This window comes from Pseudovibrio japonicus (assembly GCF_014651595.1).
Classification (GTDB): Bacteria; Pseudomonadota; Alphaproteobacteria; order Rhizobiales; family Stappiaceae; genus Pseudovibrio; species Pseudovibrio japonicus.
In genome coordinates, this window is sequence record NZ_BMXE01000003.1 from 249,971 (window position 1) to 270,672 (window position 20,702).

The following is a 20,702-nucleotide window of genomic DNA, read 5'->3' on the forward strand; positions in this document are numbered from 1 at the left end:
TGCTGGTGCGCGGGCTTAGTCTCCCGCATGGGACAGCTCTCCTGCACCGTTAACTGCTTGTTTTTCCGCTTCTTTCAGCTTCTGGGAGGTTTGCTGAAGCGCTGAGATGTACTCGTCCAGAGCCTGAATTTCCAAATTGGCATTACTGACATGCTTTGCCATTTCGCCATCCAGCGTTTGCGGGCGGCCAATCAGGTAGCCTTGCACTTCGTCGCAGGATTCTGCGCACAGAAGCGCTAATTCCGGTTCAGTTTCAACACCTTCTGCGATGACTTCCATTCCCAGAGCCTGCCCCAAATGGATGACTGCGCGGATAATGGCCGCAAGTTCCGGTGTGTGGGTTACCCCCTTTACGAAGCTGCGATCGATCTTCAGGCGGTCAAACGGAAAGCGGCGGAGATAGCTGAGGGAGGAGTAGCCGATGCCAAAGTCGTCAAGCGCGATGGTGATGCCTAACGCCTTGAGTTGGTTGAGGATACTGAGGGCGCGGCGATTGTCGTGAATGAGCACGCTCTCGGTGATCTCCAGCTCCAGACGTTCCGGAGACAGGCCGCTGTTGGCCAGTGCGTTTTCCACTTCCTCAATAAGATATTCATCACAGAACTGGACTGGACTGAGGTTCACCCCCACACGGTACTGTTCCGGCCACTGCGCGGCTTGCCTACATGCTTCGTTCAAGACCCAGCGACCAATTGGAACAATCAGGCCGCTTTCTTCGGCAACCGGTATGAACTTGTTCGGGCTGATCTGGCCCTTCTCCGGATGGTTCCAGCGCAGGAGTGCTTCAAAGCCAACAATCAGGCGCGTGTCAGAGCGTGCCTGTGGTTGGAAGTGGAGTTGAAACTCTCGGTTTTTCAGAGCGTTACGCAGATCGCCTTCCATGGTTCTTCTCAGCAGGATGCTCTCTTCCATTTTTGCTTCAAAGAACGCGAACGTGTTCCGGCCCGCTTCTTTCGCCTCGTAAAGGGCAATGTCTGCCTTGGACATCAGCTCGTCGGGGTCGGTCCCATGGTCAGGAATAAGGGCGATGCCGATGCTGGCACTCGTCCTGACGGTGATGCTGTTGCCCACATGGATTGGCTTTGACAGCACATCGATGATCTTATTTGTCAGCAGGCCAACTTCAGCGTCCGATTTGTTGTTGACCTGGATTATGGCGAACTCATCTCCGCCAAGCCGTGCAGCCATGTCATGGTGGCTTATACAGGCGTTGAGACGATGCGCGACAGTCTGGATGAGTTTATCGCCCACCGGGTGGCCATATAAGTCGTTGATATCCTTGAAACGATCCAAGTCTATCAGCAGGACTGCAGATGTGGTGCCATCGGCACTCATCTGGGTTTGAATGGCTTGTTGGAAGCGTTCGCGGAAGTACGTTCGGTTGGGCAGTCCGGTCAGCATGTCGTGTTGGGCGAGGTGCCTGATACGGGCTTCGTCTTCCTTTTGCTTACGCATGTCGCGGATAGCTGAAATGCGAAGAGTCTCGCCTACCACTTCAATCAGACGGCCTCGTACTTCCACCGGAATGCGTTCTCCGGTTTTGCTGAGCAGCACGCTCTCCTGCGGGGTGGCTTCATTGGCGAGGAGGTTGGCGCGGGCCTGCTCTTTGTAATCGGGTGCTACATGAGACAGCAGAAGGCTACCAGTTAATTCTTCTGCAGAGTAGCCGAGAAGCTCGTAAATGACGTGATTACACTCCACGACTACGCCATCTCTTGAGAGTGTAAGGCCTTCGAAAGCCCCTTCTGCAAAGGTGGCGAGCTTGGTAAGCTCTTCCTGATGCTTACTATTTGATGTTTCAGTGATTTTTCGCCGTATCTCTTCGCTTTGCAGCTTGTCGAGATATGAGTTGAAGAGGGACGCAAGGCGTTTGTGGGGATCTTTTTCCCGGATCGGTAGGCGTTCATCCAGTTTTGCATCGTGCCAGAGTAGTTTGCCAATGAGGTTCTCCATCTGGCGGACGCTGGAGGCAATTGTAGGCTCTGTGAGGTCACCATGATTAGGTTTGCGGAACAGGCCCGAAAATCTTAGAGGGATAAAGAGAAGGCGTAATACTGGCTGGAAAAGGGCTTTAAAATGCATTTGGGTACCCCCAAGAAACTACTAAGCATAATCAATTGAATTTGTTGCGTATTTATTAATAATTTTAACGATTATCACTGATTGATTATCGGAACTAAAGACGGTGAGCGTGTTTTGATTGGGAGCACAATCTCGAAAATGGTAAGTAAATCCTTTGCTTTGTTTTAGTGTTTGTGCTGGTGAATACTCGTATTCGACTTCAATTTGAAAGAACAAGTATCACGTCTATAAATAATGAATCTCTTCTCTTTTCACAGAAGCATATAGTTCACTTTTTATGGGCAATTGATGTGCATTGTATTTCTCCATCTTGCTTGAACAGCTTCTAGGTGATCTTGAGCGATGCAGTGGTCCAGCTTATTTCTATACTCAGCAGTTTCAGTATTACAGCCAACCGGCGGTGAGCGGGATAACATCCTTCCAAGCTGGAGTTCTACCAACGTGCGTCATGGTCTCGTGGAAAGTATTGAACGCATGGCAAATGCTGGCAGCCCGGAATTTGTGAAGGTTGATGAACGTGTTGCGGTTGTCGTTGGTGATGGGGCTCTGTGGAGCGAGGCCCTTTCGGGGGCAGACAACAAAGTCCTCTCTCCAGATACAGACGGGGGGCTGAGCAATTTTGCGGATTACAGCGAGCAGGTACGTGCCCTTCTTTCTTTAAGTGGACCGTCGGCTTCTGGCGCGACATACCGGGAATTTGCCTATGAGCCGCTGAAGGAGTTGGTGGCTTTTCTCAAAGCGCATCAGTTTCAGATCTGGGTTCTGAGCTTTGGAGACCATGAGGTGGATCGCACTATGGTCGAATTGAATTACGGTCTGGAGCGATTTCGTGTGATTGAAGTGATTCACCGTGACAATGCAGCACCCTCAACGGATCTTGCGCGCTCCATCTGGGAGCGGATCGGGACGGAGCCCAAGGTTTTCTTGGGGCATACACAGGATGATTTGGGTCTGCTGAAGCTTGCGGGTAAGGCCGATGGTGTACTGAAAATCCAGATTGCTGCTGGGCATCATGCGTCAGCCAGGTCGTCTGACGCAAGCTCTTATGAAGGTGCCGCACCGGGAAGCTCCTGGAATTTTGTAATTTCTCCCGAGGAGCATTGGCTAAGGAGATTCTCCTGGCAGGCTCCTGCCGTGAGTGGATTTCGCAATAATCAGTAGAATATACTAAGACCTTCGTAGAGGTTTTTCTGAGTTATATTTGAATGGTTGTAGTTTTAATCGATTGAAGTGCTGGGTGCGTCCCTCGTTGCAAATAATTTCTGCTTTTCGAGAAGTAATTTTATCTGGTTTGACCAAGATCAATGATTGGTTGGAGTACTCTGATATCTCTGAATACAGCTTCGGCTGGCACTCGGATGGGGGAGTGTCAACTATCTTAAAGGCGTGTACCAGCGGGTGCACGCCTCTTTTTTGCTCGCATCGCTGGCGGTTCATCTGGCTGGATTGACGTTGCCCCCAGACTGCATTTCCTAAACTATCCATTTTTCCAGTTGTATATGCTTCCCTAATCTAGGATATTTCCGCTGTTGGGTTCAACAAGAGGCCAAGCCTCTTAGATGAAAAGGGAATGCGGTAGGGACGACCAAAGATGGGCCCGAGCCGCAGCTGCCCCCGCAACTGTTACGTGGTGCGTCTTTCATGCAAGCCACTGGAGATGATCTCTGGGAAGGCGAAAGATGCAAAAGCCACAAGCCAGGAAACCTGCCCGACATGACATAAACTCAGCCCTTATTGGGTGCCATCGCACGGTGGGTGCGAAGAGGAGCATTAGAAATGCACATTGAACCGGGTTACGTATCGGCGGCCAAGGTAGTGGCTGCCAATGCAGGCGCAGTTGCTGTTTTTGTCTGGGGCTGCAAACAGCAGCTCTCCGACTTTCTGAAAGAGCCGCTCACACCGCTGAAAACACTGCTTGCCGCAGGGTTCTTCTCCATTTTCATGCAGAGTTTCCATATGTCGGTTGGGCCATCTGAGCTTCACTTTGTTGGCGCGATGGCAATGTACCTGACACTTGGCTTTACGCCTGTCCTTCTCGGCTTTGCTATTGGCTTGCTGTTTCAGGGGCTCGTTTTTGATCCGCAGGACCTTTACCACCTGGGCATCAACAGCCTGTCTTTGATGCTGCCGTTGATCTCTGTTCATTACCTGAGCGGTAGCGCGCTGTTCAAAAAGAAGCTTACCAAGCGTGTGAGCTTTGCGCAGATCGTGAAGCTGGACGCTATGTACTACACTGGCGTGACCGGCATGGTTGGTTTCTGGCTGATGATTGGCGACGTTGCGACGCCGTTCACCGCATGGGGGCAGTTCGCGCTGTCTTATCTGGCGATTGTGGCGCTTGAGCCGGTTGTTACCTTCGTTGTTGTGAAGGGCCTGAAGGCTGTTGAGGGCAACGTTATCGTACGGAATCTGACAGTGGTTCCGCAGCTGAAGCTCGCCTAAGAGTTTACCGGATTATTCAGATTAGGGGCGGCGGTGCAAACCTGCCGCCCTTTTTCTTTGTTATGGGCCGGTCGTCACTGCCGAAAAACACGCGGCCTTACTAGAAAAATCGGCGGATTTGATCATCGCTGAAACGATATGCATTGCCCCATGGCGCGGCTTCCACTATGAGTGCTCTCCAGAGAATTCATTGTTGACACATATCAGGAGATGCAGGCAGTCCATGGCGCGCCAGTTCATCTATCACATGCACGGGGTCTCCAAGGCCTACGGTGCAAAAAAAGTACTCGATAACATTCACCTGTCTTTCTACCCGGATGCGAAGATCGGTATCCTGGGTCCAAACGGTGCAGGTAAGTCTACTCTTTTGAAGATCATGGCTGGTCTGGATAAAGAGTACACCGGTGAAGCTTGGGCTGCAGAAGGTGCCAAGGTTGGCTACCTGCCGCAGGAGCCGCATCTGGACCCGGAAAAGAACGTTCTGGAAAACGTGATGGAAGGCGTTGCGCATAAGCAGGCGCTTCTGGATCGTTACAACGAACTGATGATGAACTACTCAGATGAGACCGCTGAAGAAGGCGCTCAGCTGCAGGACGTCATTGATGCGCAGGACCTGTGGAACCTGGAGAGCCAGGTTGAGATGGCAATGGAAGCGCTGCGCTGCCCTCCATCTGACAGTTCTGTTGTGAACCTTTCCGGTGGTGAGCGCCGCCGTGTTGCGCTTTGTAAGCTTCTGCTTTCCGAGCCTGACTTGCTGCTGCTTGACGAACCGACCAACCACCTTGACGCTGAGACCGTTCACTGGCTGGAACGCCATCTGCGTGAATTCAAGGGCTCTGTGCTGATCATCACCCACGATCGCTACTTCCTTGATAACGTGACTGGCTGGATTCTGGAGCTCGACCGCGGTCAGGGCATCCCGTATGAAGGTAACTACACCACATACCTTGAGAAGAAGACCAAGCGTATGGAGCAGGAAGGTCGTGAAAACATGGCTCGCTCCCGTGCGATCAAGCGCGAACGCGAATGGATGGGTATGTCTCCGAAAGGCCGTCAGACCAAGTCAAAAGCGCGTATCCGGGCTTATGACGATCTGTTGGCTGCTCAGGAAGAGCGTATGCCGTCCATCGAGCAGATCCTTATTCCTGTTGGTGAGCGCCTGGGTAACAACGTTATCGATCTGGAAAATGTTTCCAAGGGCTTTGGTGACCGTCTGCTGATTGACGATCTTTCCTTTAAACTGCCACGCGGTGGTATTGTTGGCGTGATCGGTCCAAACGGTGCTGGTAAATCAACTCTCTTCAAGCTGCTGACCGGTCAGGAAACACCTGACAGCGGTAAAGTAGAGCTTGGTGAGCGCGTCCACCTTGGCTACGTGGATCAGTCCCGCGATAAACTGGATGACAGCAAAACCGTTTGGGAAGAGATTTCCGAGGGTGCTGAAGTGATCTATCTGGACAAGAAAGAGATCAACTCACGCGCTTACTGTTCTTCCTTCAACTTCAAGGGCCCTCAGCAGCAGGCGAAAGTTGGCGATCTTTCCGGTGGTCAGCGTAACCGCGTGCACCTTGCCAAGGTTCTGAAGTCCGGCGCAAACGTGCTGCTGCTCGATGAGCCGACGAACGATCTTGATACTGAAACCCTTGCAGCGCTTGAAGATGCTCTTGAGAGCTACGCAGGTTGTGCGGTTGTTATCTCGCACGATCGTATGTTCCTTGACCGTCTTGCAACGCACATGCTGGCCTTTGAAGGTGATAGCCACGTTGAGTGGTTTGAAGGTAACTTTGAAGACTACGAAAAAGACAAGGTTCGCCGTTTGGGTGCACACGCTGCAGACCCGAGCCGCATCAAGTACAAGCCACTTACCCGCTAAGGTTTGCTTGCTTGAGAGAATTAAGGCCCGCTTTGGCGGGCCTTTTTTGTTAGGGCGAACGGATAAGGCGTTTGCCTGAAAATGGCGGAGCAATACGTGCTCCGCTCTATCTGATGCTAGGAATTGTTGCCTAGTGCTTTTGCCATAGCGGCTGCCCAGCCATCGGTTCCGGTAGAAGATGACGCGCGACTTAGCCAAGCAGAAGTAGATGAACCAATCATCTAGTGCATCGTGAGCACGGACGATCAAGTGTGAGGCAGGAGCAGTATCTGAGTGAGGAGCACACAACTCGCGCTGCCAAGAGCTGCCGGCGAGATATTTGCAGTCTGACTTTTGCAAATGTGGCGGGAAGAGATCGTGGTTCTCAAGGCTGACCTACCGTCAACTGGTTGGGCTACTGCCCATACGAAATCTCATAGTCCCTAAATTAATCGTAATTTCAAATGCACAAGCCTAACGATATGTTGTTTGCGTTGTGGAGATATAAAATGAGATACTGATGTCACATAGTTTTACACCGTCCGATTTAACAATCACTGTTCCTTGCAAAGACGCACAAGCAACCGTTGGCACGACGCTGAACTCGATGCGCCCGCACATGAAAGATGGCGGAAAATGCATTCTTATAGATGATGGCTCGACTGACAAGACCCTTAGCATTCTAAAGGCTTTTGCTGAGGAGTGGCCTGGTGCAGAAGTCATAAGCCTTGATGAAGGAAAAGGTGCAGGCAACGCACGCAATCTGGGAATATCTAAGACGGACACTGCACTATGGGGTACACTTGATGCGGACGATTGGGTGCATCGTGACTACTATCAGACTCAGATAAAGCTCTTTAATAGAATTGACGATTTGGACTTTGTCAGGACCGGCTTCATTGAAGTTAAGGGTCCGGAGCGCACTATAAGAACCGCTCCATTTGGTGTTTGGAACAAGCCATTTGATCCAAAACTCGGTATTATGCCGGAAGACAGATCAACACTGGTCGACCAGGACCAAAGCTGGTCTGGGTTGTATTCCACTGATTTTCTAAAAAAAAATGGTATTATGTATGACAATCTTGCAACCTGCGAGGATAAAATTTTATGTTGGAAAATACAAGTTTTAGGTCGCAAAATGGCGGTTTCTCCAGAATGCCGTATCTTCTACCGCAGAGGTAATGTCAATAGCCTGACCCAGATAGGCGATATGCGGCAACTAGATTTCCTTGAGTCTATGAAGAACATTTACAACTTTCTTTTAGATCAAGGTCATCAAGAATTATTTCCAAAGCTCATTCGAAGAATTCTATCCCTAATTTGTTTTCACATTGGCAAAAAAGACAGATTGCAGCCCGAGGTTAAGGAGGAATTGATCCGGAAATCCTCTTGCCTGTTAAATCTTTTGCCGCAGACAGAGATTGAAGAAGCGTTGTCTAGGATAGACAAAAAGCGACGCGACTTGATCAAGGGAATTATGTAATGTTACTTTGCGAAGCATCCACGAAACTTGGCATCCTGATCCTTTTGACAATCTTTAAGAGAAATGATGATATCCCGGGGTCGGATCGCCGTATCTTACTTGTATGCAACCATACCTCCGATTTTGAAGCACAGGAAAAGCTTCTTGATTATGCGCGCAATACTCCAAGTATTGCAGCGCAATTCAGCGCGATTTTCAGCTTAAACCAACTGATTGAACCTTTGCATCCAAGCAAATGGGTAGCGCCATCTGATCGCTTGCAGGCGATGTCGACGGCATCACTTTTGCGCAACGCATTGGTTAGTGAAGGGCAGGAGATTACTCACCTATTGGTTGGGTCAATCCAAGCGCCTCCTTCAAAGACATTAGCTGGGCTATTCGAAGCCGCTTCTGTGTATGTTTACGTGGATGGCCTGATGACGTTTAGCCCCACGCGTTCTAAGCTCATTAATCAAATTGGCAGCCGGATTGAGCGACTCTATTTTCTTGATCTGCTTAACGGGGTCGACCCTGCGCTGCTGCGCGAATTCTCGACCGCTCGGTATCCCATTAGTCCTAAAAGCCTTAAGAATGTGATCGCAGATTTTTCTGCCGATCACATCGAAGGAATACCCAAAAACCTCGAAGGCTCGCCGGTTTTTTTGGGGCAGTATCTATCCAGCCTAGGGCTATACTCGCAAGAGGAAGAAATCGATCTCTATGTACGAGGTCTGGTTAATTGCGCAGCGATGGCTGGTAATAAGACTGTGTTCTTTAAACCTCATCCGAGGTTTTCTGATGGGCTCTTAAATTTGCTTATGTCTTCACCACTTTTGAAAAACTATGACGTTCGTGTCCTCGACAGTAATTTAGTCATGGAAGAGTACCTAGTCCATGTGCGCCCTGCTTTCATTTGCGCCGTCTTTTCAACAGGTTTGGGAACAGCCAACTCGATTTATGGGATCCCGGTTTTTGGCTTCAAAACACACGATTTTTTAAAACGCCTCTCTCCTTACGAAAATAGTAACCGCGTCCCCGCGGCGATAGTTTACCATGCGTATCCCGATATCGAAGCACCAGAAACCTTTGTGAAACCGTCAACCGAAGAGCTTCAGTTAAAGGTCGACCTTCTTGCAGCGGCGATGCAGCCAAGTATGCAAATTAAAACGGAACGCCAGCGTGGGCGACTTCTTCAATTGTCTCAAATCCTTAAAGACTTTGTTAGTTCAGAAGCGAATGGTCGTGTGGCGGCGTTCAAAGTACCTAAGCTTTTGTCTTTTGAAACTCTGGCATTAAGCGGTGCAAAGCCTGAGATTAACGCCACTTCTTCGAAGGCGCCTAAAAAATCACCTCTCGCCAAGGCAAGAAAACTCATGGAGGAAGAAAATTTCGAAGATGCTTTCGTCGTGAGTTTGAAAGCATTGCAGAAAACTCCGGATTCAACACAACATATGAGAATAGTTACCCAGATTGCAGCTATGAAGGGCGGGCTCTGGGAGCGAAGAGCGGCAGAAGTGCGCGAGAGCCACAAAGCTGCATTAAAAGAAAAAAATAGGCGAAAAGGTACGTTAAAGAACAAAACGATTTCGCGAGGTAAGAACTTCGTAAAGCGACTATTGAAATCCAACTAAATTTGCCGCGAACTTCCTCAGGTGGGAATACTGTTGAATACCAGTCTATTTTGTGTGTCGCGCATATTTGCTCTGGAAAATGCCGCTCTTGATGTCAATGGACAGGGGATCAAATTCAGAGGTTTAAGATCATTTGTTCTGTGCGGGTGTCCACTGCTTGGTATTGTGCCAGCTTCCACCATACCTTGGCGTTGCGCAGGAGACTTGCCCGTTGAGGTCTTTTTTACGGCCTTTTATTATTGTCTGACGCACAGATAATGCGTTTGCCTGTTAAAGGGCGGAGCAACATGTGCTCCGCTGTGTCCGATGCTAGGATTGGTTGCCAAGCGCTGCGGCCATGGTGGCTGCCCAGGCATCGGTTCCGGTATCAGAACCATATTGTGTTGGATACTGCCAACCCATCATGCCCGCAAAGTCTGGCTCTTTGGCGAGGAGCGGCTTAATCAGGCTATTTACAATGTCGTCTTCACAAAGGTAGCCATTGTCCGCGGGCGTTCCGGTCACATTCGTTGAGGTGGTTGGCTTGCCAAGGATCAGCTTGGAGATGGGTACTCCTGTTGAGGCGATACCCATGATGCTGGACGGGAACGTTTGCCCGTCAACTGGGACAGTACCTGCAACTTTTCCAGTCTCTTCTTCTGCTGTCGTACCAACATACCAGTCGTTATTGTAGTACTGGATGTTGTAGAGATCGACAGCATCGCCAGCGCCCTTTGCAACGTCAACGTACACTTGCGTGTATGTGCCAGGGGCTCCGCCATAGAAATAGGGCGCCTGCGGTGCGTGGGTTACGAAGTTCTGGCCTTCCGGAAGCTTCGATTTCAGGGCCTTAGACAGATCAGTGAGGAATGTGGGAGCATCATATCCTGTGTAACCGGTGTCTTCCCAATCGATATCAACACCATCGAGTTTGTGGTGGCTCACCATCTGGCTCAGCTGGTCCGCAGTGTTGTCGACGTTATCTGCAAGTGCGGCCCAGGCATCGGTGGAGAAGTTTTCGCCACCAAGAGAGATGAGTACTCGTTTGCCAGCACTCTTGAGGGTCGTGATCAGGTTGGGATCGTCGAAGTTGGCCTGCAGCTCCGTACTGGGAGACAGCGTGCCAGATGTATCTGCAACCACGAAGCAGAGGATGACTGTTGTGTAGTCGCTCTGTGCCATCTGGCCGACGAGCTGTGTGTTCGTGCTTAGGGCGTACCCGACAATTTCTTTATTGGTCATTTTCTTTCCTTTTTTCGTTGGCGATCAAAGAGGTCGCGTAGAGTTGACGAAGAGCAGGAAAGAGCGTGATACGGAGACTGTGTTGTGGTTAATTCTGCAGAGTGGACGCTAGTGCTCCAAGTGTGCGGATGTGGCTCGCGACAACATCTATATTCATGTTGCATGCGTATATATACTGATGTGACGCATAAGCGCAGATGGTAAATTGACTAAAATCAAGACTGTGTTCTTCTCCCCCCCATTCATCATAAACGGGCACTGTAATGAGCGATACAACTCTGTCTTCTGCCGGGCTGCAGCAGGATAACGATCCCTTCTTCTTCAAGTTGCTTTACCTGGTTCCGATCATCGGTTGGCTTTTCAAAGATGCGGTTCATGGAAATAGCGATGCGAAGTACTATTTCTGCGCAAACTTCTTTGTTGGCTGGGGTCTGGCTATCGCGTTCTTTGGATACGCTGCGATCATCATTCCAGCGCTGTGCCTGGTTGCACTCGCGTTTACATGGATTATTGGTGTGTGCCGATAATTTTCAGCTACTGATCTTGCGTGCCGCTTTCGTTGGAAGCGGCCAGCAGCTCTGCGGCGGTTATGCGTCCGCCCCATGATGTGATGGTGGTTTCCATCTCGTCAGCCACGCAATAGCGGGCCGCGTCCCGGTCCAGCCCTTCCTCCAGTAACTCATCATAGTTTGTGTATTGATGGCGTACGTAGCTTGTTGTTGCCAGAAGAACGGCAATGTGCGCAGGTAAATGGCGCAGGTGTGGTTGATTGGCCTTACTTCGAATTTCAGCAGCATCCAGATAAGGAACATGCGGGATTAGCGCTCCAAGAGCGTCGCTAACGGCTTTTTGTCTCTTGGTCTTGCTCACACATGATCTCGTTTGCGCTGAAGGTCCGTGCTAATTTATCATGGAAGAAGCGAACCGTGACACTCTTTCGTGGGCCAGACCTTGTTTCGCTCTTTGAATGGGGTCCGGGGAAATTCCCAGAACGTGCTTCTTATAGATCTCGGAGAAGCGTTGCTCTGGTGCGTAGAACCTGCCCTGAACATACTCTGCGCCCAGTTGCTTCAGCTTTTCTTCGGTATCGGCGTTTTTTACTTCCGAGAGAATGAGCTCGATGTTGAGCGCATGGGCGAACTCAGTTGCGGCTGAGAGTAAGCGTGCAGTCTTTTCTTCCGCAAAGAGCTTTTCAACGGAACCAGCGTGGAGCTTGATGTAGGAGATGTTCAGCTTCTGAAAGTGCTCGACTTTCAGTCCACCAGAATCGAAGTGGTTGATGCACAGTTTGACGCCTGTGTTGGTGAGCTCGTTGAGTTGCCGTATCAGAATATGAGCGTTGGCCCTTAACAGCACGCGCGAAGGGATTTCCAGTGTGAATTTGTGCGCTGGCACGTTGTTCTCACGAAGGATATATCCGAGATCCTCACAGAACCCTTCCTTGAGCAAGGAAGGAACCGGTACACGGAACAGGAACTCCCAATGCTGCATGGTGGTGTTCTGACAGGCGCGCATTGTGTGGATGATGGCGGCCATAATTGTCTCACCGAGGACATTGCTGAAACTAGCGCTGTCGAAGATCTTTGACAGATCGTTTCCCCGTGCGATTTCTAACATCTGCGAGGGCCACTCGGGCCGGGCCTCCAGCATTCTGATCTGTCTTGTTTCGCGGGACTTTATGGGTTGGAACACGGTGCCAACTTCATTGTGTGTGAAGGCCTGTTTGGCGCTGTGTTGCAGGTTGACCTGTCGTTGCAGTCTTGTGCGCATGATCTGATTAAACAAGCTGGCCTGATTCCGACCGCGTTTCTTTGCATGATACAAGGCTGTGTCAGCGCTCTCCTGTAGTTCCTTAACGGTATGCGCGTGGCAGGGGAACACGGCTGCGCCGATGCTGACCTTAGGCCGTATCTCGCTGTGATCGTGATAGACCGGGTGGCTGAGGGAGACTGGCAGTTCCTCAAGCAACTCTCTGATCTGATGGCGTTTGGTGTCTTCCACCAGCAGTGCGAACTCGTCACCGCCCACTCTGAGCGCTGTAACGTTCTCGCTTTCCATCTGTTTGAGGCGTTCTGAAATCGCCACCAAAGCCGCATCACCTGCGGCGTGTCCATGGGCGTCATTGATGACCTTCAGGTGGTCGAGATCAACATAAAACAGTGCCACTCGCTGGTCTGGATTTGATGTGCGCTCAATTGCAGCTGAGATCAGTTGCTCAAAACTCTCACGATTTCTAAGGCCTGTGAGGGGGTCGATGTTGCAGACGGTGAAAATCTCTCGCGGATTGGATTGTTCCGGTGGGAGCAGGTACTTGTCCTGCTGTTTGCTAGTTATGGGGCGAGGTGCCGACAGATCGGTTGTGGAGAGGATGCGCAGCAGGCCGGGGACGAGAATTCGTGCAAGGTTTCGGAAATTCTTGAGCTGTTTGGTTAGCTCCGCGTTTTTGAGTTGTTCTGAAAGGGGTGTATTCTGGTAGGGCGCCTGAGCGAAGTGATCGGAACTGCTGGTTTCGGAGTTGAACAGGATGCCGACGACTGCGACCACATGTTCTTTCAAAGACAGTCGCATGAGGGCGATGAATTGTTGTGGCGGGCGGTGCAGTCGTGCGGCTGATGATGGCTCGGCGCCTCTGAATTTGTATGGGAAGATCTGAACGTCGTCACCACAGGTTGGCAGCTGGGTAATTCTTGAGAGTAGTTTGCCGAGTTGATCTTTGTAGGCGTGAATGGCGTCCGAAACGAATAGGTCGGGCTCCTCCGAGCTGTCAGATTGATTGATCATGATGAAGGTTGGGCGCTCGAACAGCTTTTCGTAGACGCGCAGCACGGATTCTGCAAAAGGCTGCGGGGGAATCTCGGCTGACTGTGGGCTCGTTCTATATGAAGGGTATTCGATATTATATTTTGCGTTGCCTGCTTCTGACATCATTCCCACCACCATCAACCAACCAACTCACTACCAAACCACTATTGATAGGTATTATGGGCTTCTACGCAAAAGGAAAGCAGGGTGTCTCTGAGAATTAAGGGGCGAATTTTGTTCAATTACTGTAAAAATACATGGTAAATTTTAGGAAAATGGGGATAAATGCCCGTGATGTTCCGGCTTTATGTGGGAAGGTGAGGTTCCCAAGTTCTTATATCTTCATATTACATATGTAGCCTAGTAATTGAGGCGTATAAGATTTTTCGGATCAAAAACAATACTGTTTTATCGGTGATTTCTTGCGGAGCTTTCTGCGCTGCCGGTGCACTAGAGCAACTTCTTTATTAGGAAAGCTAAAACTTTTCATATAATTTGGATTGTGCTATGAGTTTCCTATGAGTGATCGTACAAAAGATAGATTGATGTACGCGCTGAAATCGCGCGGGCCTAATACAGCTGCAACCCTAGCCAAACACCTGGGAGTGACGGCTGTTGCCATACGTCAACATCTTGATGCACTGCTGGAAGCTGAGCTTGTTGAGTTTGAAGATCTGAAAGGCACTGTTGGACGTCCACGCAGGACCTGGCGGATTTCTGAGCTGGGCAACAAGAGATTTCCGGATAACCACGGTGCTGTTCTTGTGGATCTGCTTGGCAACATCAAGGAGCTTTATGGTGAAGAGGGCCTGCAGAGTCTTATTGATGCGCGGGCCGATCAGTCACGCAAGTCCTATCTGGCAGCCATGCAATCTGCAAAGACGCTGTCGGAAAAACTGCATCGTCTGGCAGAGCAGCGGACCGAAGAAGGGTATATGGCTGAGGTTCTGAAGGATGGGGAGGATTGCTTCCTGTTTGCCGAGAACCACTGCTCTATCTGCTCTGCAGCGCGGTCCTGCCAGCAATTTTGTAAGTCTGAGCTGGATTTGTTTCAGGAAGTCCTGGGCGATGACGTGTGCGTCGAGCGCGTGGAACACATTCTCAAAGGCGATCGCCGGTGCCTTTACAAGGTTGCTCCAGCCTCGTCGGTTTGAAATCCCAGCTGCAAGTTTCTAGACCAGCAGTGACAGCAGCATCGCCAGTTCTACACGACTGCTTACATTGAGCTTTGCGTAGATATTCTTGCGGTGTGTGCGCAGGGTGTTCTTTGTAATTTCCAGATCTGCTGCAATTTGAGGCTCTGTCTGCGTACCGGACAGCTGCTCCAGTACGATTGCCTCCTTATCCGTCAGGCGGAAGAGGGCGGTTGCCTTCTGGATGTTGATCTGCTGCTGGACTTCCAGATCAGTTATGAAAAGGTAGAACAGGTCCTCAGCTCTTGAGGCCACCAAGCGGATTTCCATATGGATCGGGCGCAGGAAGGCTTCATCACGGCGTAAGATCAGTTCCTGCTGAAAATCAGGCGTGTTTGTTGCAGCCACCAGACTTTGTGCGTTTTGAAACTCGCGCTGATGGGCCGGGTCGGTGAATTCCAGTTTGCCGGTGCTGTTGATCTTGATCTGAGGAGTTTGCTCAAACAGGTGTCTGGCAAATCTGTTAGCCTGTAGGATCGTGCCGTTGCCGTGAACTATGGCAATACCCTTTTGCAGTCGGTCAAGGCTGTCTGCAAGGTGCTTGCAGAAGGCCTGGTCTACAATAGGGGCAGTGTCACTGTACACGGTACTGAATTCCTGTTTTACACCCGCCGCTAAACGGCGTGCTGGTGTAATCGTTTGCCTTTGAGTGGAAGGACGTTCATCTAACCAAGATAGACCGTCTCATCCATGTTCGATAGCTTAGTGAAAAATCGATAATGCGTATGCAGGCCGACGGCATATTGTCGGGTTATTCACAGTAAGAGATTGCATTAACTCGCTTCATTAGTTGGTGACATCGCGCAGACACTCTGCGAGTGCAATGAAATCATCGTTTCTTGGTGACGTCTTGCGCCATATCAGGCCTATCCTACGGGAAGGTTGAGGCTCTGCAAACCGCAAAAGTGTTATACGCTCGTCAGCAATCTCTGTATCTGCGCAAATTTCCGGCAGGACGGTGACGCCGTATCCGGAGGCCACCATGTGAAGGACGGTTGCGATACTGGTGGCACCCAAATTAGCTGATTGATTTTGACCGATTGAACCACAAAAACTCAGTGTTTGATCTCTGAGACAGTGCCCCTCTTCGAGCAGCAGCAAATTCTCGCCGTGGAGGTCGGTGGCTCCCATGCGTTTGCGCTCGTCGATTTTTCGTGAACTGGATACAGCTAAAAGGAATTGATCTTCAAAGATAGGTTCTTCTTCCAAGTCCGGTTCTTCGATTGGTAACGCGGCAAGGATCACGTCCAGACTGCCGTGTTTCAGCTCACTGACCAGTGATGCTGTGAGCGTTTCGCGCAGTTCAAGTTGCAGATCGGGGTACTGCTTGGTGAGGGCAGGCAGAAGCTTTGGCAGGATGTATGGGGCGAGTGAAGGGATGATGCCCAAACGGATTTTGCCGCTTAGTGGTAGCGCAGCATGCTCTGCATAGTCTTTCAGGTCTTGCATCTGCCTGAGGATATGGCTGGCACGTTTGGCGATTTCCTCGCCCGACGGCGTTAAACGTATCGAACGGGCGTTTCTCTCGACAAGGCTCAGGCCAAGCTCTTTCTCCAGATCGCGGATCTGCATGGACAGGGCGGGCTGTGACACGCAGACCTCGTCGGCTGCATTGCCAAAGTGCAAATGTTGCTGAACGGCGACGAAGTAGCGGAGTTGTTTGAACGTAAGCATCTGATAAGGATAACTTATTGGAATGAGAAATTGAATGGGTGTTTTCTGATGGGGCGCTGACGCCTTTTTCTGACTTAAATGAATGCGCGTTTTGGGTGCCAGCCGGTGCCGATGGGATGCGACTCAACGGAGGTGGATTTAAGAGGTTAAAGTTATGCGATGATATTGCTGCCGTGAATGGCCAAAAATGCTGATGTGCCCACTCAAAATGTCGGGGTTGAGTTGACAAAAAGAAGGAGGGTTTTGCTTCGGTATTTCCGGGTCACTTGCCTGCCTGATGCATAAGATAGGATCGGCACATATGGATGATGATTTGTAAGTGGTTGTTGTTGCTTAGCTTTTTAACTAAATTTCGCGATGATATGCTAACTGGCAAGAATTTATTGGTTTTTTCGTTTTCGAGCATCTGTAAATCGTCTACGATTTTTTAGAAATTAATTAAAAATATATAATAGTGGGTTAGGTTTTGTTTAGGCCTGTTTCTTAGGTTTCGATCAGTTTGCGTATCCCAACGGTGTTTTAAATGTCGTCTGACTTGGCTTCCCATATTGTTGATTTCAAATCTCTTGCGCTCGAGAAAAATATTGAGCGGCGTTCGGAACTTGCCTGTCACGTTGCACTGTTGTTTGCCCGCACCTGGGAGCGGTGCTCTGACGATCAGATTGATATCTATGATGGGGTTATGCTCAGGCTCTCCGAAATGGTTGAGCGTCATGCGCTGAGCTATATGGCAGAGCAGCTTTCTGGTGTACGGCGGGCGCCCGAGCAGACCGTTCGCAAGTTGGCCTTCGACGAGATTGATGTTGCCGAGCCGCTTTTGCGCAACTCGACGGTTTTGCGGGAAAGTGATCTGGTCAGCATTGCGCGGGGCAAGAGTGACGATCATCGGCTGGCGATTGCAAAGCGGGATGTGATTTCGGAGACCATCAGTCATGTGCTGGTGGACTTGGGAAATACCGAGGTGAAGCAGACGGTTGCAGCGAATTTTGGTGCTGTGCTTGGCCAGCGCAGTGTGAACACGCTGATGGGCGAGGCAAGGGGAGATGAAGTACTCCAGCTGGCTCTTGGTCAGCGCGCTGATCTGGCGGATGCGCATATTGAGGCGCTTATCAATTTTGCAAGTGAGCAGGTTCGCAAGCAGCTCATCAAGGATGGGGCTAATGAGGCAGCTGTTAAACTGCCGAAAGCGGCCCGCATTGCAGCGAGCAAACTCTCCAATGAGTTCTGGCTGGGCCGGTACGACTTTGAGACTGGCCGTGCGCGGGTGATGGAGCTGGTGCGTCAAGGCGGGCTGAACGAGAGTGCTCTGCGCGCGTATGCGGAGGAGGACAGGTTTCCGGAAGCGGTCGCGGCGTTTGCGATGCTGGCGGGGATCGGCCATTCAGAAGCGCAGCATTGGTCCGTGCGCAATGACACTGAACCCTTCCTTGTGGTGTGCCGTGCCTCCGGCTTTGGCATGATGACTATTCAGGCTCTGTTGAAGATTGGGCCGTGGCGCTATCGTCTTTCCAACTCACAGCGGCAATCTGCTCTGAAGGCTTATCAGGAGCTGGACCAGAAAGAGGCCTACAAGCAGTTTATTACCTGGAAAGAGCAATGGATGACGTAAGCCATCCTAAATTTTATAAGCTTTTTGAGGGTCGTGTCTGCGGCCCTTTTTTTTTGCGTTTTCTTTTATTGCCTAAGTTGAACTTTTATAAGAAATCAATTTTAGGTTTTGTTGGGTTTACTCCGGTTTGATTGGGTTTTTAATCAAAGCTGGAATGATGCAACCGAGAAAAGTCAAAAAGGTTTCCGTCGAGAGCCCCAGTGCGGACCGTTTTCTGAACGTCCTCATCTCAGTTCTCATGCTGTTTGTTTTTGTTGGCATGGGGCTGCTGCTGCATATCAGTTTGTTGAGTGCGCAAGTACATGAGACAGAGGCTCACGTTGCCCAAGAGCCATGGTCGTTGCCTGAGGACACGCGAGATGGGCGTGTAGATTTGCGTGCCGAAAGGCGGCTGTGAAGCGTGTTATAGAGGCTTCCAGAACCCTGAGTTGCTCTGACACACAGAAAAAGATCAAGACAAGTGCTGTTTACGTTTCATTATGAGTTCGGAACGGAAAGTTCGACGAAGGCCTAAGTGACGGAATTCTAAGCATTTTTGCATTTCGTGTTGCTGCGGACCGTCTGAGTTGAATTTTAATCATTCAATTTCCAAGGAAAACTCAGAAAAACTATTCCCTATTTGGTGCGAGAAGGGAACGTACGTCCTTGTCATTCAGCTATTGTACGTATAAAGATATCTTTATATCACATTATTAGATTAGCTGATGGCGGTAATAGGCTTGATAGTCAGAGTGAACAATGAACTGGAAGGGAAGCTCCCTGTAGAGGACTTGGTAGGGTGCTTGCGTGCCTGTGGTGAGACAACGCGTATTCGTTTGCTGGCCTTGCTTGTGCTTGGCGAGCTGACGGTGAAGGATCTCACAGTTATTCTCGGGCAGAGCCAACCGCGGATTTCGCGTCATCTCAAGCTTCTGTGCGAAGCCGGGGTGATCAAGCGTTATCCGGAAGGAGCGTGGGTTTATTACCGTCTTGGTGAAGGCGGCCCGGCAGAGTTGGCGCGGCGTATTGTTTCGCAAAGCCAGCAGAATGATCCGGTGCTTGCTGCAGACCATGAACGTCTGGTGTCATTACGGCGTGCGAAGGCAGAGGAGGCGGCGGCCTTTTTTGCAGCGCGTGCGAATAATTGGGACAAAGAGCGTAGTCTTCATGTCCCCGAGGTCGCTGTCGAGGGTGCTATGCGCGCCCTTGTTGGGCCCAAGTCCTTTGATACCTTGGTGGACCTTGGAACCGGAACCGGCCGTTTGCTGGAATTGTTCAGCGAGCAGTATGAACGTGGCATCGGTATTGATGCCAGCCAGAACATGCTTTCTGTAGCGCGGGCTAATCTGGACCGTGCAGGCTTGCAGAAGGCGCAGGTGCGTCAGGGCGATATCTATGCGTTGCCGATTGCACCAGACACAGCTGATCTGACTGTGGTTCATCAGGTTCTTCATTATCTGGAAGAACCTGGACGAGCGATTTTGGAAGCTGCCCGTACATTACGGCCGGGTGGTCGCCTGTTACTCGTTGATTTTGCTCCTCACGAACTGGAGTTCCTGCGGGAAAAGCATGCGCATCGGCGCCTTGGTTTTGCTCAGGAGCAGGTTCGCAATTGGCTTGCAGAAGCTGATCTGGAGCTTGTTTCCACGAAAGATCTTACCCCGGGCGCGGGGGAAAAAGACAAACTAACTGTTACCCTTTGGCTCGCTCAGGACCGTCGGGTTATCACCGACCTGCCTGTAGCGGATCCGACCAAGGAGCTTGCTTAGCTATGAGCGAACATAGTATCGACCGCCGTTTCAGGCTCAATGGAGCCTCTGACATCTCCGTTTCCTTCGAGTTCTTTCCTCCGAAGAGCGAGAAGATGGAGCAACAGCTTTGGTCGTCAGTCAAACGGCTCGAACCACTGGCTCCAAGCTTTGTTTCCGTCACTTATGGTGCTGGCGGATCGACCCGTGAACGTACTCACTCTACGGTTTCCCGTATTGTGAATGAGACAACTCTAAAGCCCGCTGCACACCTGACTTGTGTGGACGCCACCAAGGAAGAGGTGAATGAGGTCATTCGCTCTTACTGGGATGCTGGCGTTCGGCATATTGTAGCGCTGCGTGGTGATCCTGCGGGAGGGGTTGGAGAGACTTACATACCCCATGATGGTGGATACCAGTCAACGGCGGATTTGGTGGCGTCCATTCGTTCCATCGGAGACTTTGAAGTTTCTGTTGCGGCTTATCCAGAAAAGCATCCGGAATCCCCAAGCTGGTCAACTGAACTGGATGTGCTCAAGGCGAAAGTGGATGCGGGGGCGACCCGTGCGATCACGCAGTTCTTCTTCGATAATGATCACTACTTCCGCTATGTGGACCGGGTTCGGGCTGCTGGTATCAACATCCCGATCATTCCGGGCATTGTGCCTGTTACCAGCTTCAAGGGCATTTCCGGATTTGCCTGCAAGACGGGTGCCTCTGTTCCCGGTTGGCTGGCGCACCGGTTCGATGGTCTGGATGATGACCCTCGCACCCGCGAACTGGTTGCTGCGGCGGTGGCAGCGGAGCAGGTGATGAGCCTTGCGGATGATGGTGTTGAGGACTTCCATTTTTACACCATGAACAAAGCGGATCTTGTTTACGCAATCTGCCACATGCTCGGTCTTCGCGGAAAACAGGATGCAAAAGCATCTGTTGCTGCCTGAAACCACTCCACACCTACACAGACACCTTAAACGGGTTGCGACCCAAGTCGTGACCCGGACAAA

At 50.7% G+C, this 20,702-nt stretch carries 17 protein-coding genes and 1 riboswitch; of the genes, 11 read left to right on the forward strand and 6 right to left on the reverse strand.

Annotated features, from left to right (window positions below):
• Positions 1-15: 15 nt before the first annotated feature.
• Positions 16-2,082, reverse strand: coding sequence for a putative bifunctional diguanylate cyclase/phosphodiesterase (locus tag IE076_RS09710; protein WP_209009004.1), 2,067 nt, complete (start codon positions 2,080-2,082; stop codon positions 16-18).
• Between the two features lie 342 nt (positions 2,083-2,424).
• On the opposite strand from IE076_RS09710, the gene IE076_RS09715 reads away from it, so the two are divergent.
• The 5 genes from IE076_RS09715 to IE076_RS09735 all read left to right on the forward strand — a co-directional run bounded on the left by IE076_RS09715 (position 2,425) and on the right by IE076_RS09735 (position 9,469).
• Positions 2,425-3,243: an HAD family hydrolase gene (locus IE076_RS09715; RefSeq protein WP_189436582.1), complete on the forward strand. Its 819-nt coding sequence runs from the start codon at positions 2,425-2,427 to the stop codon at positions 3,241-3,243.
• A 353-nt stretch (positions 3,244-3,596) separates the two neighbouring features.
• Positions 3,597-3,808, forward strand: a riboswitch (cobalamin riboswitch).
• Between the two features lie 50 nt (positions 3,809-3,858).
• Positions 3,859-4,524 (forward strand): energy-coupling factor ABC transporter permease, encoded by a 666-nt coding sequence (locus IE076_RS09720; protein ID WP_189436583.1) that lies wholly within the window; start codon positions 3,859-3,861, stop codon positions 4,522-4,524.
• Between the two features lie 223 nt (positions 4,525-4,747).
• Positions 4,748-6,397 carry an energy-dependent translational throttle protein EttA gene (gene ettA / locus IE076_RS09725; RefSeq protein ID WP_189436584.1) on the forward strand — a complete coding sequence of 550 codons (1,650 nt, stop codon included), beginning with the start codon at positions 4,748-4,750 and terminating at the stop codon, positions 6,395-6,397.
• Positions 6,398-6,896: 499 nt separating this feature from the next.
• A complete protein-coding gene (locus tag IE076_RS09730; RefSeq protein ID WP_189436585.1) occupies positions 6,897-7,859 on the forward strand; it encodes a glycosyltransferase family 2 protein in 963 nt (320 codons plus the stop codon).
• Entirely contained in the window at positions 7,859-9,469 is a 1,611-nt protein-coding gene (locus IE076_RS09735; RefSeq protein ID WP_189436586.1) for a polysialyltransferase family glycosyltransferase, read from the forward strand. The genes IE076_RS09730 and IE076_RS09735 overlap by 1 nt, the downstream gene beginning before the upstream one ends.
• Positions 9,470-9,778: 309 nt before the next feature.
• Here the strand turns inward: IE076_RS09735 and IE076_RS09740 are convergent, their stop codons facing one another.
• Positions 9,779-10,690 carry a glycoside hydrolase family 18 protein gene (locus IE076_RS09740; protein WP_189436587.1) on the reverse strand — a complete coding sequence of 304 codons (912 nt, stop codon included), beginning with the start codon at positions 10,688-10,690 and terminating at the stop codon, positions 9,779-9,781.
• Positions 10,691-10,953: 263 nt separating this feature from the next.
• Between IE076_RS09740 and IE076_RS09745 the strand changes: the two genes are divergently transcribed.
• Positions 10,954-11,217 carry a hypothetical protein gene (locus IE076_RS09745; protein WP_189436588.1) on the forward strand — a complete coding sequence of 88 codons (264 nt, stop codon included), beginning with the start codon at positions 10,954-10,956 and terminating at the stop codon, positions 11,215-11,217.
• A 7-nt stretch (positions 11,218-11,224) separates the two neighbouring features.
• On the opposite strand, the gene IE076_RS09750 is transcribed toward IE076_RS09745, so the two are convergent.
• The gene (locus IE076_RS09750) at positions 11,225-11,560 is read right to left on the reverse strand and encodes a DUF2293 domain-containing protein (protein WP_054662465.1); all 336 of its coding nucleotides are present in this window, start codon (positions 11,558-11,560) and stop codon (positions 11,225-11,227) included.
• Positions 11,561-11,590: 30 nt separating this feature from the next.
• Complete coding sequence (locus IE076_RS09755; protein ID WP_189436589.1) at positions 11,591-13,618, reverse strand: bifunctional diguanylate cyclase/phosphodiesterase; 2,028 nt, start codon at positions 13,616-13,618, stop codon at positions 11,591-11,593.
• Between the two features lie 392 nt (positions 13,619-14,010).
• On the opposite strand from IE076_RS09755, the gene IE076_RS09760 reads away from it, so the two are divergent.
• On the forward strand, positions 14,011-14,646 hold the full coding sequence (locus IE076_RS09760; RefSeq protein ID WP_189436590.1) for a helix-turn-helix transcriptional regulator: 636 nt from the start codon (positions 14,011-14,013) through the stop codon (positions 14,644-14,646).
• An 18-nt stretch (positions 14,647-14,664) separates the two neighbouring features.
• On the opposite strand, the gene IE076_RS09765 is transcribed toward IE076_RS09760, so the two are convergent.
• Positions 14,665-15,270 carry a helix-turn-helix transcriptional regulator gene (locus IE076_RS09765; protein ID WP_189436591.1) on the reverse strand — a complete coding sequence of 202 codons (606 nt, stop codon included), beginning with the start codon at positions 15,268-15,270 and terminating at the stop codon, positions 14,665-14,667.
• A 201-nt stretch (positions 15,271-15,471) separates the two neighbouring features.
• Positions 15,472-16,359 (reverse strand): hydrogen peroxide-inducible genes activator, encoded by an 888-nt coding sequence (locus IE076_RS09770; protein ID WP_189436592.1) that lies wholly within the window; start codon positions 16,357-16,359, stop codon positions 15,472-15,474.
• A gap of 523 nt (positions 16,360-16,882) precedes the next feature.
• Here IE076_RS09770 and IE076_RS09775 point away from each other — a divergent pair.
• From IE076_RS09775 to metF, 4 genes are all read left to right on the forward strand, one after another.
• On the forward strand, positions 16,883-17,968 hold the full coding sequence (locus IE076_RS09775) for a DUF2336 domain-containing protein (protein ID WP_189436593.1): 1,086 nt from the start codon (positions 16,883-16,885) through the stop codon (positions 17,966-17,968).
• 154 nt (positions 17,969-18,122) lie between these two features.
• On the forward strand, positions 18,123-18,365 hold the full coding sequence (locus IE076_RS09780) for a hypothetical protein (RefSeq protein ID WP_189436594.1): 243 nt from the start codon (positions 18,123-18,125) through the stop codon (positions 18,363-18,365).
• Positions 18,366-18,672: 307 nt separating this feature from the next.
• On the forward strand, positions 18,673-19,716 hold the full coding sequence (locus tag IE076_RS09785; protein ID WP_209009005.1) for an ArsR/SmtB family transcription factor: 1,044 nt from the start codon (positions 18,673-18,675) through the stop codon (positions 19,714-19,716).
• A 2-nt stretch (positions 19,717-19,718) separates the two neighbouring features.
• On the forward strand, positions 19,719-20,639 hold the full coding sequence (gene metF / locus IE076_RS09790) for a methylenetetrahydrofolate reductase [NAD(P)H] (RefSeq protein WP_189436595.1): 921 nt from the start codon (positions 19,719-19,721) through the stop codon (positions 20,637-20,639).
• Positions 20,640-20,702: the final 63 nt, after the last annotated feature.

Bases quoted from the DNA above. Each gene is read 5' to 3' on its own strand.
- IE076_RS09710 (WP_209009004.1), bottom strand. From the start codon at position 2,082: ATGCATTTTAAAGCCCTTTTCCAGCCAGTATTACGCCTTCTCTTTATC.
- IE076_RS09715 (WP_189436582.1), top strand. From the start codon at position 2,425: ATGCAGTGGTCCAGCTTATTTCTATACTCAGCAGTTTCAGTATTACAG.
- IE076_RS09720 (WP_189436583.1), top strand. From the start codon at position 3,859: ATGCACATTGAACCGGGTTACGTATCGGCGGCCAAGGTAGTGGCTGCC.
- ettA (WP_189436584.1), top strand. From the start codon at position 4,748: ATGGCGCGCCAGTTCATCTATCACATGCACGGGGTCTCCAAGGCCTAC.
- IE076_RS09730 (WP_189436585.1), top strand. From the start codon at position 6,897: ATGTCACATAGTTTTACACCGTCCGATTTAACAATCACTGTTCCTTGC.
- IE076_RS09735 (WP_189436586.1), top strand. From the start codon at position 7,859: ATGTTACTTTGCGAAGCATCCACGAAACTTGGCATCCTGATCCTTTTG.
- IE076_RS09740 (WP_189436587.1), bottom strand. From the start codon at position 10,690: ATGACCAATAAAGAAATTGTCGGGTACGCCCTAAGCACGAACACACAG.
- IE076_RS09745 (WP_189436588.1), top strand. From the start codon at position 10,954: ATGAGCGATACAACTCTGTCTTCTGCCGGGCTGCAGCAGGATAACGAT.
- IE076_RS09755 (WP_189436589.1), bottom strand. From the start codon at position 13,618: ATGATGTCAGAAGCAGGCAACGCAAAATATAATATCGAATACCCTTCA.
- IE076_RS09760 (WP_189436590.1), top strand. From the start codon at position 14,011: ATGAGTGATCGTACAAAAGATAGATTGATGTACGCGCTGAAATCGCGC.
- IE076_RS09770 (WP_189436592.1), bottom strand. From the start codon at position 16,359: ATGCTTACGTTCAAACAACTCCGCTACTTCGTCGCCGTTCAGCAACAT.
- IE076_RS09775 (WP_189436593.1), top strand. From the start codon at position 16,883: ATGTCGTCTGACTTGGCTTCCCATATTGTTGATTTCAAATCTCTTGCG.
- IE076_RS09780 (WP_189436594.1), top strand. From the start codon at position 18,123: ATGATGCAACCGAGAAAAGTCAAAAAGGTTTCCGTCGAGAGCCCCAGT.
- IE076_RS09785 (WP_209009005.1), top strand. From the start codon at position 18,673: ATGGCGGTAATAGGCTTGATAGTCAGAGTGAACAATGAACTGGAAGGG.
- metF (WP_189436595.1), top strand. From the start codon at position 19,719: ATGAGCGAACATAGTATCGACCGCCGTTTCAGGCTCAATGGAGCCTCT.